The organism is Bradyrhizobium sp. th-b2, assembly GCF_000426785.1.
In the GTDB taxonomy this organism is placed as follows: domain Bacteria; phylum Pseudomonadota; class Alphaproteobacteria; order Rhizobiales; family Xanthobacteraceae; genus Bradyrhizobium; species Bradyrhizobium septentrionale.
The window spans coordinates 13,806-27,345 of sequence record NZ_AUGA01000058.1 but is presented as its reverse complement, the minus strand read 5'-3'; the positions used below and the strand labels follow the sequence as shown (position 1 = coordinate 27,345).

Below are 13,540 nucleotides of genomic sequence, written 5' to 3'. Positions count from 1 at the left end.
GCACATCGTCTCAAGTGCTTCGGACGTTTGAAATTTTGTTTGAATTCCGTCGCGCGGCAGACGCGCCACGGACCATGTGAACAGGGAGAACCTCATGGGCCGCCTCGAAGGCAAATCCGTCATCATCACCGGCGCTGGAAGCGGTATCGGCCGTGCGGCCTCGCTGCTGTTCACCAAGGAAGGCGCCAAGCTGATCGCGGTCGATCGCACCGATGGCGTCAACGAGACCGCCAAGCTGGTGCGCGACGCCGGCGGCACCGTCGAAGCCGTCACCGCCGATGCCGGCTCGGAGAGCGACGTGAAGGCCTTCATCGACAAGGCTGTCGCCAAATACGGCAAGCTCGATGCGATCTGGGCCAATGCCGGCGTCAGCGGCGGACTGGTGCCGCTCGCCGACCAGACCGTCGAGCACTGGCAGGAAGTGCTGCGGATCAATCTGATTGGCCCGTTCCTCGCGATCAAGCATTCTATACCGTACATGACCAAGCAAGGCTCCGGTTCGATCGTCTGCACCGCGTCCGTCGCGGGCCTGAAGTCCGGCGCCAGCGGACATCCCTACGGCGCGAGCAAGGCCGGCGTCATCAGCCTGGTGCAGACCACCGCCTACTCGCTCTCCGGCACCGGCGTGCGCATCAATGCGGTGTGCCCGGGCCTGATCGAAACCGGCATGACGAAACCGGTGTTCGATCGCGCCAAGGAACGCGGCACCCAGGACAAGATCGGCCAGCTCAATCCGCTGAAGCGTCCCGGCCAGCCGCACGAGCTCGCCGCGATGGGATTGTTTTTGGCGAGCGACGAGGCGTCCTACGTCAATGGCCAGGCGATCCCGGTCGACGGCGGCCTCACCGCGTCGATGCCGTATACGGGCAAGCCGATTTAGCGACGGCTCTTTCAAGGCCGTCGTCCGCGATAGCGACGCATACACCACTGTCGTCCCTACGAAAGCAGGGACCCATAACCACGGGATTGAGTTGTTGAAGCGCGCTGTGGCCACAGTGTCGTGCGAATAACTAGCGTTGGTGGTTATTGGTCCCGGGTCGCGCTTCGCTTGCCCGGGACGACACTGAATTTGTTATAGGGCCTGTGAGTCAAACATCCGCATTCTCGCGACGTGAATCGCCCGAGCTTTGCTGTTCGTTCCGCCCCCTCTCGCAGAGGGCGCAGGGAAAGCCGGGTGCCGATCGCACCCATGGGCCCCGTGCAAAGGTAGAAAGCACGGGGGTAGGACCACAGGTGTAACCGGAAACACTCCGGCTTTCCCTGCGCGATGGCTTACGGCTTATACGTGCTCTCCCCGGCGAGACTAGGCTTGTTTGTCACCGCCTTCGTAAGAACGCTGCGCGTTCTACAAGGGGACACCGGCCACTAGGGCGTCAGGACCACACGACTTCACCGTCCGCCTTGCGTGCTCTCGTCAGTCACACGCTCGGCGTCCACCGCATCTCACACGCGTTCGTGACGATCGCGAAGCGCCCCTCGATCGGGTGAGACGGGCGAACCATACACTAAGTTGTAATTCCGATAAACAGAAATATTTTTGCTGCGGGGGCTTGACGCGTTTTGCTGAGTTGCCCGTCGTGTCGAATGGGCAACACTGGTCGGCATCACGATGTGCATCGTAGGATGGGTAGAGCGCAGCGAAACCCATCATCTCACCGCGCGGATATGCTTGTTGGGTTTCGCTTCGCTCTACCCATCCTACGCGCTGGATCATGGCCATCTCCCCGGTCGTTCAAGAACATGGGGCGGCAGCAGTGGACCGCAATACCGTCATGCAACGGCCCGAATATTGCTTTGCCCCAGCAGGCAAACCAGCTGTTATGCTGGGCAAGCCAGATCACCGGCGCCCTCTCAATCCTCACAAACGAACAGGCAATGCAAAATCAACGTCCCGACCGTATACGCAAGCTATTGGCCGACCTCGTCGCGTTCGACACCGTGAGCGACCGTTCCAACCTGCCGCTGATCGATTACATCGAAAAATATCTCGCTTCGCAGGGCGTCGCCGGACAGCGCATTGTCGATGACACCGGGCAGAAGGCCTCGTTGTGGGTCACGGTCGGCCCGGAGGACAAGGCCGGGCTGGTTCTATCAGGGCATACCGACGTCGTGCCGGTCGCCGGACAGGAATGGACCCAGAACCCGTTCGAGCTGGTCGAGCGCGACGGCCGGCTCTACGGCCGCGGCACGACCGACATGAAGGGCTTTGTCGCGGTCTGCCTCGCGATGGTTCCCGAGATGGTTGCGGCCGATCTGAAGACACCGATCCATCTGGCGATCTCCTATGACGAGGAGATCGGTTGCGTCGGCGTGCGGCCGATGCTGCGCGAGGTCGCACGCAAGGTGGTGAAGCCGCTCGGCTGCTTTGTCGGCGAGCCCACGCAGATGCAGGTGATCATCGGGCACAAGGGCAAGCATGGCGTGCGCGCGACCTTCCGCGGGCTCGCCCGCCACTCCTCGATCGCGCCCGACGGCGTCAACGCGATCGAATACGCCGCCGACCTGATCACCGAAATCCGCCGCCGCGCCGCGCTGCTGACGGCCGACGCCGAACAGGGCAGCCTCTACGACGTCCCGCACTCGACCCTGCTCACCAGCATCGTCCACGGCGGCGCCGCGCTCAATATCGTGCCCGACCATTGCGCGGTGGAGTTCGAATGCCGCGGCATCGGGATCACCGAGTCCCGGGAGGTGACGGATGCGATCGTCGCCTGGGCCAAGGCCGAGATCGAGCCGGCGATGCGCAAGCGGCATCCGGACTGCGGCATCGAGTTCGAGGAGATCCTCGATTACCCCGCGCTCGACACCGGGGCGGACGCCGCCATCGTCACGCTCGCCAAGCAGCTGGCCGGCCGCAACGACCACGCCAAGGTCGCGTTCGGCACCGAGGCCAGCCTGTTCGTCAGCATGGCGGACGTTCCGTCGGTCGTGGTCGGCCCCGGCTCTATCGCGCAGGCGCATACGCCGGACGAGTTCGTCGAGATGTCGCAGCTCGCGGCCTGCGGAGATTTCGTCGCGCGGCTGATCACGCATTGCGCGAAGTGATGCTGCATCGCATCGATGCCTAGGGTGGATTAGCCGAAGGCGTAATCCACCGTTTCAGTTACGCTGAACGAGCGGCGGATTACGCTTCGCTAATCCGCCCTACAAAGCCGCGGCGCCAGTCGCGTTGCGCGAAGTGATACTTTGCTACGTAGGGCGTGCGGACCAGCCGGTGAAACAGGAGCCCGGGACCATGTCGACCGAGAACCAACGTCAGCACGGCGGATTAGCGGAAACTTTCCGCGTGGTCTTCCATGCGCTGATCATCGCGCTCGTCATCCGCACCTTCCTGTTCCAGTCCTTCAACATTCCGTCAGCGTCGATGGAATCGACATTGCTGGTCGGCGACTACCTTTTCCTCTCGAAGTACAGCTACGGATACACGCACTACTCCCTGCCCTTCTCGCCGCCGCTGTTCTCCGGCCGCATTTTCGGCTCGGAGCCCAAGCCCGGCGACGTCGTGGTGTTCCGGCTGCCGAGCGACGACTCGATCGATTTCATCAAGCGCGTGATCGGCCTGCCGGGCGATCGCATTCAGATGATCGACGGGTTGCTGTACATCAACGGCACCGCGGTCAAGCGCGAGCGCGCCGATGATTACGTCGATCGCGACGAGGGGCCGCGGCCGGTCCAAGTCAAGCGCTGGCGCGAGACGCTGCCGAATGGGGTCAGCTACTTCACGCTCGATCGCATCGAACGGTCCGAATATGACAACACGCAGGTCTATGTCGTGCCGCCCGGGCATTTTTTCGCGATGGGCGATAACCGCGACAACTCGGCCGACAGCCGCGTGCCGCCCTCGCGCGGCGGCGTCGGCTACGTGCCGTTCGAGAACCTGATCGGCCAAGCCAGGATGATCTTCTTCTCGATCGGCGACGAGGCGCCTGCATGGCAAGTGTGGCGTTGGCCCGCTTCGCTGCGCTGGAACCGGCTGTTCATGATCATCCGATGATGTTCAGTGTGTAGTCGTGTAGCCCGCATGAGCGGAGCGACATGCGGGAACAGTTTCCCCGGCTATCGCTTCCGCCTTCGCTCTACGAGCTACGGCGGACAAGCCGCTCACCCGAGCTACGCGCTCTGTTCCGGATACCCCAAGATCGTCTTGAGCAATTTGGGAAAGCGCGCATTGATATCGGCTTCGCGCACCACATTGCGATGCTCGACGCCTTTTTTCGAGGTTTGAATCAAACCGGCTTCGCGCAGGACGCGGAAATGGTTCGACAGAGTCGATTTGGCCATCTCAGGACACGGCGCCGCCGCCGTACACGACATGCAACCGTCCTGCTCGAGCAGGCTTTTGACAATCCTCAGCCGCATCGGGTCCGCGAGTGCTGCCAGCACTCCGGCCAATGTGATGTCCTCACGCGACGGGTGAACGAATTGCACCATGGCGAAATATATAGCGCTGCCCTTGAACAACTTCAATAGTTCGTTATTACTGAACTATTGAACCACTCGCGCATCCGCGCGGGCAATGGAGAACAAGATGAGCAAAAGACTCGAGGGTAAAGTGGCGCTGGTAACCGGCGCGTCAAAGGGCATCGGCGCCGAGATCGCGATCCGCCTCGCCGCGGAGGGTGCCGCGGTTGCCGTCAACTACAGCGCCAGCAAACCGGCGGCCGAGCGCGTGGTGGCTGCGATCACCGGCAAAGGCGGCAAAGCCGTCGCTGTGCATGGCAATCTCACCGACGCCGGCCACGTCAAGTCGGTGGTGGCCGAGACCGTCAAGGCGTTCGGTCCGATCGATATCCTGGTCAACAATGCCGGCATCTACGAGTTCGCGCCGCTGGATGGCATCACTGCCGAGCACTTCCACAAACATTTCGATCTCAATGTGTTTGGCCTGCTGCTGGTGTCTCAGGAAGCCGCGCGGCACTTCAATACGGTCGGCGGCAGCATCATCAATATCAGCTCCGGCGTATCGACGATCGCGCCGCCGAACTCCGCTGTCTATACCGCGACCAAGGCCTCGGTGGACGCGATCTCCTCGGTGCTGTCAAAGGAATTGGCGCCGCGCAAGATCCGCGTCAATACCGTCAACCCCGGCATGATCGCGACCGAGGGTGTCGTGTCCGCCGGCCTTTCCGAGGGCGACATGCGCAAATGGATCGAGTCCATCACGCCGCTGGCGCGGATCGGCAAGGTCGAGGAGATCGCAGCGGCAGTGGCTTTCTTCGCCTCGAACGATGCCTCCTACGTCACCGGCGAAACGTTGCACGTGACGGGCGGTCTTCACTGAGGCGGTTGTTTTCGCCATGCCCGGACATCGGGCGGTGAATTTGTGACAGGCCACAGGGCGGATCACGCTACGCGAATCCGCCTTGCACGCCTTTCCAATTGCGGTAACCCGCATGAGCGAAGCGACATGCGGGAGCAGGTTCCCCGGGTATCGCTATCGCTCACCCGGGCTACGGACTGGAAGGAAACTTTGCAGTGCGGTCTCGGGTTAGATTCGTAGGATGGGTAGAGCGAAGCGAAACCCATCACCTTATCCGCGGCGCCATGATGGGTATCGCGGAGTTTATCATTGGGCCGCGCTTTGCGCGGACCCATTGGCTCCACCCATCCTACGGACGACTACGTCGTAACAAACGAAACGGTCAATCCGTCAACGACCGACGGATGTCATGTCCGTTGATTGCGTAAATCTCGAGTACCCGGTCAAAGGTGACTCCGAGCCTTTGCTCGACCGCCAATGGGTGTTCAGTCGGTTCCAACGCGATCTGTGGCCGTTGGCGACCGCTCTTGAGATGTACCCTGCATTTGAGATTCAGCGTCTCGGGATAGCCGTGCAGGCAGTTCGAGAACCACCCGAACCACGGCCCCATGCCGTCCTGCCCGCCACTGTCGAAGCTCGCGACATACCGCTCGAAATTCTCGCGCGACAGCGTCGTCCACACGCCGAAGCCGAACCGCTTGTCGTCACTGCCGATGATCGGCAGTTCCAGCACGGAGCGCACGAAGAAGTGCTCACCCTCGAGCACGCAGAAGTCCTCCGAGAGAAAATCACCGTCAAGATCGAGGGCGCTATTGGGGGCCAATTCCTCGGGTCCGGGAAATTGCGCCGGCTTTCCGCATGCGAGATCAAAGATCCCATGGTGCTCATCCCCGCATGAATTGCAGCGCCAGGGCCGTTCCCACAGGCGGCGCCAACGAGGGTCATTGGACAAATCAAGGTCTGGCATGGTGAAGTCCTACCTCTGGTAGAACGAGCACGCAAGTTGCCCATGATGGGTTGAGCTCTTGCGAAACCCACCCTGCGTCTACGGTTGGATCATAGCCCGTCCGGCGGCAGGCCTGGTCCGGTCGCGGCCGGGCGCAGCTTGTCGCGTTTGCGCTCGCGGTAGAAAGCATAGAGGCCGGACGCCACGATGATCGCGGCGCCGGCGAGCATCTGAACGTCGGGCTTGTGACCGAAGGCGAGATAGCCAAGCAGCATCGCCCACAGCAGCGCGGAGTAGCGGAACGGCGCCACCGCCGAGATGTCGCCCGTGCGCAGCGACACGATGATGCATTGATAGCCGATCAGGATCAGCGCCGCGGCGAACACCAGCAGGCCGAGCGCGTGGCCGGACGGCGGCCGCCAGCCGCCGAGCGGCACCAGCACGACGGCGCCCGCCGTCGTCACCGTCACGGTCGTGAGCAGCGTGATGAACACCGTCGGCAGCTGTTTCGGGATGCGGCGCGTGGCGAGATCGCGCACTGCGCAGAAGCCGACCGACGCCAATGCCAGCAGCGAGGCCTGGCTAAAGCCCTCCGCGCCGGGCCGGACGATCACCAGCACGCCGATGAAGCCGGCTGCGATCGCAAGCCAGCGCCGCCAGCCGACCGGCTCGCCGAACACCAGCGCCGCGCCAAGCGTGATAACCAGCGGCAGCGCCTGGAAGATCGCCGACGCGTTGGCGAGCGGGATCTGCGCGATCGCCGAGAGATAGGTCAGCGTGCCGCCGATCTCGCCCATGACGCGCAACCCGACCGGCCAGATCAACAGCGCGGCAAAACTGCGCAGCGCGTCGCGGTACCAGGCGAGCGCTGCGACCAGCACCATCGCGACCAGGCCGCGGACCAGCAGGATCTCCGCGATGTTGAGCTCGGCCGCCACCGCCTTGGTGATGGTGTCATTGGCGGTGAAGCTGGCCATGGCGGCCGCCATGAACAGGCTGCCGCGAAGATTCGGAGAAAGGGGCAAGATGAGGGTGTCCGATCAGGACAAAAGGCGGGAGCGTTGACCGGACTGACTTGCCAAAGCGGCGCGGTGAACTCAAGTCACAGATGGCTACAATGCGGAAACATGCCGCAGTTCGCAGAAGCGACGCGAGCCTTTAAGGATCGCGCCGCTTTCGTATCAGGTTGCGCCGGCCTTCTGCGCGTATTCCCATGACGCCTGCGACAGCGGCACGGTGCGCTTGGCCGACTCGAGGGCCTTGGCATTCGCAGCGGTGCCGTCGCGGACTCGCCCCGCGATACCCTGCGTGATGCCGGCGAGGCGGAACAGGTTGTAGGAGAAGTACCAGTTCAGATCCGGCACAGCCATGCCGGTGACGTCGCAGTAGATCTTGGCGGCCTCATCCTGGCTTGGAATGTTCAACGCCTTGAGGTCGGCATTGGCGAGGCCCGGCATGGTCCACTGCATCAACAGATAGGTGAAGTCGGCCATGGGATCGCCGAGCGTCGACAATTCCCAGTCGAGCACCGCCTGCACCCGCGGCTCGGTGGCGTGGAAGATCATGTTGTCGAGGCGATAGTCGCCATGCACGACCGAGACGCGCTTCTGCTCCGGCACCGTCTTCGGCAGCCACTCCGCGAGCTTCTCGAATTCGGGAATGTGCTGCGTCTCGGAGGCGCGATACTGCTTGGTCCAGCGGTCGACCTGGCGCGCAAAATAATTGCCGGGCTTGCCGAAATCGCCGAGGCCGATCTTTTCGGGATCGAGCATGTGCAGCTTCGCCAGCGTCTCGATCTTGCTGGCGAAGATCTTGCGGCGCGCATCAGGCTCCTGGCTCGGCAGCGTCGGATCCCAGAACACCCGCCCCTCCTCCATCGACATGATGTAGAAGGCCGAGCCGATCACCGCATCGTCGGCGCACAGCGCGTAGGCTTTCGCGACCGGGAAATTCTGCTTGCCGAGTGCGGCGATGACGCGGAACTCGCGATCCACCGCATGCGCCGACGGCAACAATTTACCGAACGGACGGCGACGCATCACGTAATTGCGGCCGGGGGTCTCCAGCTTGTAGGTCGGGTTGGACTGGCCACCCTTGAACTGCAGGACTGTCAAAGGTCCTTGAAAGCCCTCGACGTGCTCCTGCATCCAGGCCGCGAGGTTCGCCTCGTTGATGCGATGGCGTTCCTCGACTTCCCTTGTGCCGGAAAATTCTTCGTCTTTCCTGACGCCGTCCGCCACGATGACGCTCCCTCAACTTCGTTGTCGGGAGCGCCGTCGGGCGCTCCCTCGATCAGGCTGTACGCCAGCCTGATCGCTTTTTTCATTCTGAGCACGATGTCCGCGCGAACGCCGTGCGTTCCGCATCATGCTCAGTGCGACGTGTTTGCATACTTCCGAAGTTCAAGTCTGGCAATGGCGCGATTGTGCACCTCGTCCGGACCGTCGGCCAGCCGCAGCGTACGGATATGGGCATAGTCCTTGGCGAGCCCGGCTTCGTCGGAGACGCCGCCGCCGCCATAGGCCTGGATCGCGTTGTCGATGATCCTCAGTGCCATGTTCGGTGCGGTGACCTTGATCATCGCGATCTCGGCCTGCGCGGTCTTGTTGCCGACCTTGTCCATCATGTCGGCGGCCTTGAGGCACAGCAGGCGATTCATCTCGATGTCGGCGCGGGCCTCGCCGATGCGCTGCTCCCAGACCGAATGCTCGATGATCTTCTTGCCGAACGCGGTGCGCGAGGCGAGCCGCTTCACCATCTTCTCCAGCGCCTCCTCGGCCTTGCCGATGGTGCGCATGCAGTGATGGATGCGGCCGGGGCCGAGACGGCCCTGCGCGATCTCGAAGCCGCGGCCCTCGCCGAGCAGGATGTTTTCCTTCGGCACGCGGACGTTCTCGAGCAGCACCTGGGCGTGGCCGTGCGGTGCATCGTCGAAGCCGAACACCGGCAGCATCTTCTCGACCTTGATGCCGGGGGTGTCGAGCGGCACCAGGATCTGCGACTGCTGCTGATGCTTGGCGGCGTTGAAGTCGGTCTTGCCCATCAGGATCGCGACCTTGCAGCGGGGATCGCCGACGCCCGACGACCACCATTTGCGGCCGTTGATGACGTAGTGATCGCCGTCCTTCTCGATCCGGGTCTCGATGTTGGTAGCGTCAGACGAGGCAACCGCGGGCTCGGTCATCAGGAAGGCGGAGCGGATCTCGCCGTCCATCAGCGGGCGCAGCCATTTGCGCTTCTGCTCCTTGGTGCCGTAGCGGATGAACACTTCCATGTTACCGGTATCGGGGGCGGAGCAGTTGAACACTTCCGACGCCCAGGAAATGCGGCCCATCTCTTCCGACAGCAGCGCGTATTCGAGGTTGCTCAATCCCGCGCCGTGGAATTCGTCGTCCTCGTGCGAGGATGGCGGCATGAACATGTTCCAGAGGCCTTCGGCCTTCGCCTTCTTCTTCAGATCCTCGAGGATCGGGATCACCTTCCAGCGCGGGCCTTCGGCGTCCTGCTTGTCATAGATCGGCACCGCGGGCCGGACATGCGCCTTCATGAAAGCCTGAACGCGCTCGAGCCATTCCTTCTGCCTGGCCGACATCGTGAAATCCATGGGACGCTCCTCGTTTTTTCCTAGACTTTGGGCCGCACTGTCCACCCGGCATCCGCTGGCCGCAAGGGCATTCGCTGATACGGCGGTGGTGGTGTGCCAGAATGCCGCCCACATTGTTGCGGATTGACATTTCCGGCCGTTCAAACGATAGTTTCATACAAATGTTTGAAATGCAACTCCCTGTCGTCTTCGTCATTCCCCGGCGCACCGCGGAATAACGGAAAGGCTCAAGGCCATGGCCAGCGATCAGACCCGATCCGCCATTCTCGCCGCCGCCGAGCGGCTCTATGCCGACCGCGGCTTCGGCGACGTCACGCTGCGCGACATCGTCGCGGAGGCGAACGTCAACCTCGCGGCGGTGAACTATCATTTCGGTTCCAAGGACGAGTTGATCGCGGAGCTGTTCGTCACCCGCAGCATCCAGACCAACCGCGAACGCCTCAATGAATTGAAGGCCGCGGAGGAAAAAGGCGGCGGCCGCGCCTCGATCGAGGACATCATGCGCGCCCTGGTCGGCCCGCCCCTGCGCGGCTGTCTCGGACCGGATCGCGAAGGCTCGACCGCGGCGCGCTTCATGATCCGCGCCTCGATCGAATCCGTGCCGCCGATCCGCCGCATCAAGAATCGCGAGGTCGATCATTTGCGCAAGTTCGCCGCCGCGATGCGCCGCGCGATGCCCGGTCGCGACGACACCGAGCTCTATTGGGGCCTGCACTTCGCGCTCGCGATGGCACATCACACCATCCGCGAGAAGGAACGCCTGCTGCGGCTGTCGGAAGGCAAATGCGACCTCGACGACGTCCGCGCCATCATCGATCGCGTCGTCACGGTCTCGGTGATGGCACTGACAATGGGCGACATGCCGGCAAAGCCGGCGGCGCGGCCGGTCGTGGTGCACGGCCGGCTGACGCGGCAGGATCTGTGAACCGCGGCGCCCTCACAGCATCGCGATGCAGTCGACCTCGACGTCGAACGGCCCGGTCCATTCCGGGATGCAGACGAAGATCCGCGCCGGCGGTTCGTGCGGGAAATACTTTGCGTAGACCGCGTTGAACGTGGTGAAGTGCTTGGCCGACGTGCAGAACACGTTGCACTTCATCACATTGTCGAGCGTGGCGCCGGCAGCCTCGAGGCACTGCTTGAGCTGTGCCATGACCAGCTCGCTCTGCCGCTCGATCGAGGCGCCGGCGGCGAACTCGCCGGTTGCGGGATCGAACGGCGGCAGGCCGGACACGAAGATCATGTTGCCGGCCCGGGTGACCGGCGAGGCCGGCGCCTTCCAGCGCTCGAGCCAGCTCGAGATCGGTTCGACGCGAACGACTTCCCGTTTCATGTTTGATGCCTTCGACGGAGGATCGATGGCGCCAGACTAGCAGGCTCGTGTCAATGATGCTTCGATACATATCGAAGTGTACTAGGAGCCGACTCCCTCTCCGACCGTCATCCTGAGGAGGCCGCGCAGCGGCCGTCTCGAAGGGTCGACGGCCACCAGCCGGGCCGTTCATCCTTCGAGACGCGGCCAAGGGGCCGCTCCTCAGGATGACGGAAAAGCGGCCGCGCTTGCCTTCAATACTTGCGCCTACAATATCCCCTGTGCCTTCAGGCCTTCGACCCTGGCGTCGTCATAGCCGATGGTCGCCAGCACGTCCTTGGTGTCGGCCCCTAACAGCGGCGGGGCGCGGTATTCGGTGATCGGCGTGCCCGAGAAGGTCAGCGCATTGCGGATCAGCGACAGGTTCGGCTCGTAGGGATGGTCGACGTTGACCCGCATGCCGCGCGATTGCACGTGCGGATCGCTGAACACCTGCTCGAAATCGTTGATCGGGCCCGACGGCACACCGGCCTCCTCAAGCTTTTCGAGCCAGTACGCGACCGGCTTGCGCAAGAACAGGCCGGCGAAGATCGCCATGATCTCCTTGCCGTGCACGACGCGGTCGTTGTTCTTGACGAAGCGCTTGTCGTTGGCGAGCTCGGGCTCGCCGAGCACGGCGCAGGTGCGCTGGAACTGGCCGTCATTGCCGACCACCAGCATCAATTCGCCGTCGGTGCAGCGGAACACGCCGGCCGGCATGCCGCCATTGCCCCAGGTGCCGCGGCGCGGCGGCATCTTGCCGTTGACGAGGTAGATCTGCAGCCAGTGCGACAGCGATGCGATCACGGTGTCGAACAGGCAAACGTCGATGTGCTGCCCTTCGCCGTTGTTGGCGTCGCGATGGTAGAGCGCCGAGAGAATCCCGATCGAGGTATTCATGCCGGTCATGTAGTCGACGATCGAGGGGCCGACCTTCATCGGGCCCTCGCCGGGCTCGCCGTCGATATGGCCGGTGACGCTCATCAGCCCGCCCATCGCCTGCAGGATCGCGTCATAGCCGGCGCGCGGCGCGTAAGGTCCGGTCTGGCCGAAGCCGGTGACCGAGCAATAGATGATGCCGGGGTTGAGCTGCTTGATGGTCTCGTAGTCGAGGCCGTAGCGCTTGAGATCGCCGACCTTGTAGTTCTCCATCATCACGTCGGCCGTTTTGGCGAGCTCGCGGATGATCGCCTGGCCTTCAGGCTTGGCGATGTTGACCGTGACCGACTTCTTGTTGCGGTTGGCGCAGAGGTAGAACGAGTTGTTGTTGTTCTGCTTGCCTTCGGGATCGGCGAGATAGGGCGGGCCAAAGGCGCGGGCGTCGTCGCCGCCGCCGGGCCGCTCGATCTTGATCACTTCGGCGCCGAGATCCGCCAGCATCTGGGCCGACAGCGGGCCCGCGAGCACCCGCGTCAAATCGAGAATCTTGATGCCCGAGAGTGGCAAAGCCGACATGAAGCATTCCTCCGATATCTTGCAAAATCTTGATTATCTGGCGCCGCCGGATCATGTCCTGGGCATGCCAAGGCTTGCGGATACACCATTTTGGTGCGGCGAGCACTGCATTGTCGGCATGAAGCCATCCGCCCGCGGCCTATGTGCGGCTCACTGGCGGTATTCGGCCGGAACCGGCCGGCCCCTGCCCCGATTGCCGCCACGCGAAATTGTGAAAACGGCCGACACCGATTTGCCGCAGCGCCAGCGGTATTTTGCCGCGACGAGGAGGACACCATGCGGACGATCACGACGGCCGCGCTGCTCACCCTGCTTGCGATCGCAATTCCGCCGGCGGATGCGCGCGGCGGCCACGGCCATGGCGGCGGCTTGCACAGCATACATACCGGCGGCGCAAATCGCGGCGGCGGATTTGCCGAGGACAAGCGCCGTGGCAACGACCCCTACACCAAGGCGGCCTCCGACGAGGAGGACCGCCTGCTCAACAGCAAGCTGAAGAGCATCTGCCACGGCTGCTAGAGCGAGCAGTGACAAATTCGCGATGTCCGCTTCCCCCCCCCCCGGCAGCGGCGCAGGAGCGGACATCGCATAAGGCCGAAATGGGCCAACAGGAGACACGCTGGCCATCGGTCTTTGTCTGCCGCCGACGTCAATGCTCACGGTCGTCTCGCCGCTCGCTATGAACACTCAAGCACCCGCGGGCACGAAACAGGCCGCGGCCGTCCCGCGACCGTTCGTTGCCCAGACTTCGGCGGCGCCGCTGGCGATCACCAGCGATAGCCATACCCGCGATAGCCATACCCGCGATAGTACCCAGGGCCGTAGGCGTATGCGGGGCGAATAACGCGCCGGTACGCGGGACGAGCATAGTAAGAGCTGTATCCGCCGTAGTATGCGGGGGCGTAGCCGTAGTTGTAGTATGCC

At 63.2% G+C, this 13,540-nt stretch carries 13 protein-coding genes; 6 read left to right on the top strand and 7 right to left on the bottom strand.

The window, feature by feature from the left end:
- The first annotated feature begins 94 nt into the window (after positions 1-94).
- The 3 genes from K359_RS0138565 to lepB all read left to right on the top strand — a co-directional run bounded on the left by K359_RS0138565 (position 95) and on the right by lepB (position 3,994).
- A complete protein-coding gene (locus K359_RS0138565) occupies positions 95-880 on the top strand; it encodes an SDR family NAD(P)-dependent oxidoreductase (RefSeq protein ID WP_029084011.1) in 786 nt (261 codons plus the stop codon).
- Positions 881-1,875: 995 nt separating this feature from the next.
- Entirely contained in the window at positions 1,876-3,045 is a 1,170-nt protein-coding gene (gene argE, locus K359_RS0138560) for an acetylornithine deacetylase (RefSeq protein WP_029084010.1), read from the top strand.
- Positions 3,046-3,235: 190 nt separating this feature from the next.
- Positions 3,236-3,994 (top strand): signal peptidase I, encoded by a 759-nt coding sequence (gene lepB / locus K359_RS0138555; RefSeq protein WP_029084009.1) that lies wholly within the window; start codon positions 3,236-3,238, stop codon positions 3,992-3,994.
- Positions 3,995-4,110: 116 nt separating this feature from the next.
- Here the strand turns inward: lepB and K359_RS0138550 are convergent, their stop codons facing one another.
- Positions 4,111-4,431 (bottom strand): helix-turn-helix transcriptional regulator, encoded by a 321-nt coding sequence (locus K359_RS0138550; protein WP_029084008.1) that lies wholly within the window; start codon positions 4,429-4,431, stop codon positions 4,111-4,113.
- Between the two features lie 97 nt (positions 4,432-4,528).
- Here K359_RS0138550 and K359_RS0138545 point away from each other — a divergent pair, with 97 nt between their 5' ends.
- Positions 4,529-5,281, top strand: coding sequence for an SDR family NAD(P)-dependent oxidoreductase (locus K359_RS0138545; RefSeq protein ID WP_029084007.1), 753 nt, complete (start codon positions 4,529-4,531; stop codon positions 5,279-5,281).
- A gap of 361 nt (positions 5,282-5,642) precedes the next feature.
- Here K359_RS0138545 and K359_RS54395 read toward each other — a convergent pair whose 3' ends face one another.
- The 4 genes from K359_RS54395 to K359_RS0138525 all read right to left on the bottom strand — a co-directional run bounded on the left by K359_RS54395 (position 5,643) and on the right by K359_RS0138525 (position 9,810).
- Positions 5,643-6,227 carry a DUF2199 domain-containing protein gene (locus tag K359_RS54395; RefSeq protein WP_084518654.1) on the bottom strand — a complete coding sequence of 195 codons (585 nt, stop codon included), beginning with the start codon at positions 6,225-6,227 and terminating at the stop codon, positions 5,643-5,645.
- 89 nt (positions 6,228-6,316) lie between these two features.
- Entirely contained in the window at positions 6,317-7,231 is a 915-nt protein-coding gene (locus tag K359_RS0138535) for a DMT family transporter (RefSeq protein ID WP_029084006.1), read from the bottom strand.
- 156 nt (positions 7,232-7,387) lie between these two features.
- Positions 7,388-8,446 (bottom strand): phosphotransferase family protein, encoded by a 1,059-nt coding sequence (locus tag K359_RS0138530; RefSeq protein ID WP_029084005.1) that lies wholly within the window; start codon positions 8,444-8,446, stop codon positions 7,388-7,390.
- A gap of 131 nt (positions 8,447-8,577) precedes the next feature.
- Positions 8,578-9,810 carry an acyl-CoA dehydrogenase family protein gene (locus tag K359_RS0138525; protein ID WP_029084004.1) on the bottom strand — a complete coding sequence of 411 codons (1,233 nt, stop codon included), beginning with the start codon at positions 9,808-9,810 and terminating at the stop codon, positions 8,578-8,580.
- 235 nt (positions 9,811-10,045) lie between these two features.
- Between K359_RS0138525 and K359_RS0138520 the strand changes: the two genes are divergently transcribed.
- On the top strand, positions 10,046-10,735 hold the full coding sequence (locus tag K359_RS0138520; protein ID WP_029084003.1) for a TetR/AcrR family transcriptional regulator: 690 nt from the start codon (positions 10,046-10,048) through the stop codon (positions 10,733-10,735).
- Positions 10,736-10,747: 12 nt separating this feature from the next.
- Here the strand turns inward: K359_RS0138520 and K359_RS0138515 are convergent, their stop codons facing one another.
- Positions 10,748-11,143: a RidA family protein gene (locus K359_RS0138515; RefSeq protein WP_029084002.1), complete on the bottom strand. Its 396-nt coding sequence runs from the start codon at positions 11,141-11,143 to the stop codon at positions 10,748-10,750.
- 246 nt (positions 11,144-11,389) lie between these two features.
- Positions 11,390-12,616, bottom strand: coding sequence for a CaiB/BaiF CoA-transferase family protein (locus K359_RS0138510; RefSeq protein ID WP_029084001.1), 1,227 nt, complete (start codon positions 12,614-12,616; stop codon positions 11,390-11,392).
- A gap of 276 nt (positions 12,617-12,892) precedes the next feature.
- Here K359_RS0138510 and K359_RS0138505 point away from each other — a divergent pair, with 276 nt between their 5' ends.
- A complete protein-coding gene (locus K359_RS0138505) occupies positions 12,893-13,135 on the top strand; it encodes a hypothetical protein (protein ID WP_029084000.1) in 243 nt (80 codons plus the stop codon).
- Positions 13,136-13,540: the final 405 nt, after the last annotated feature.

What these genes read in the sequence shown, in the direction of transcription:
- K359_RS54395 (WP_084518654.1), bottom strand. Translation starts at nt 6,227, where the DNA reads ATGCCAGACCTTGATTTGTCCAATGACCCTCGTTGGCGCCGCCTGTGG.
- argE (WP_029084010.1), top strand. Translation starts at nt 1,876, where the DNA reads ATGCAAAATCAACGTCCCGACCGTATACGCAAGCTATTGGCCGACCTC.
- lepB (WP_029084009.1), top strand. Translation starts at nt 3,236, where the DNA reads ATGTCGACCGAGAACCAACGTCAGCACGGCGGATTAGCGGAAACTTTC.
- K359_RS0138565 (WP_029084011.1), top strand. Translation starts at nt 95, where the DNA reads ATGGGCCGCCTCGAAGGCAAATCCGTCATCATCACCGGCGCTGGAAGC.
- K359_RS0138520 (WP_029084003.1), top strand. Translation starts at nt 10,046, where the DNA reads ATGGCCAGCGATCAGACCCGATCCGCCATTCTCGCCGCCGCCGAGCGG.
- K359_RS0138515 (WP_029084002.1), bottom strand. Translation starts at nt 11,143, where the DNA reads ATGAAACGGGAAGTCGTTCGCGTCGAACCGATCTCGAGCTGGCTCGAG.
- K359_RS0138525 (WP_029084004.1), bottom strand. Translation starts at nt 9,810, where the DNA reads ATGGATTTCACGATGTCGGCCAGGCAGAAGGAATGGCTCGAGCGCGTT.
- K359_RS0138550 (WP_029084008.1), bottom strand. Translation starts at nt 4,431, where the DNA reads ATGGTGCAATTCGTTCACCCGTCGCGTGAGGACATCACATTGGCCGGA.
- K359_RS0138510 (WP_029084001.1), bottom strand. Translation starts at nt 12,616, where the DNA reads ATGTCGGCTTTGCCACTCTCGGGCATCAAGATTCTCGATTTGACGCGG.
- K359_RS0138545 (WP_029084007.1), top strand. Translation starts at nt 4,529, where the DNA reads ATGAGCAAAAGACTCGAGGGTAAAGTGGCGCTGGTAACCGGCGCGTCA.
- K359_RS0138505 (WP_029084000.1), top strand. Translation starts at nt 12,893, where the DNA reads ATGCGGACGATCACGACGGCCGCGCTGCTCACCCTGCTTGCGATCGCA.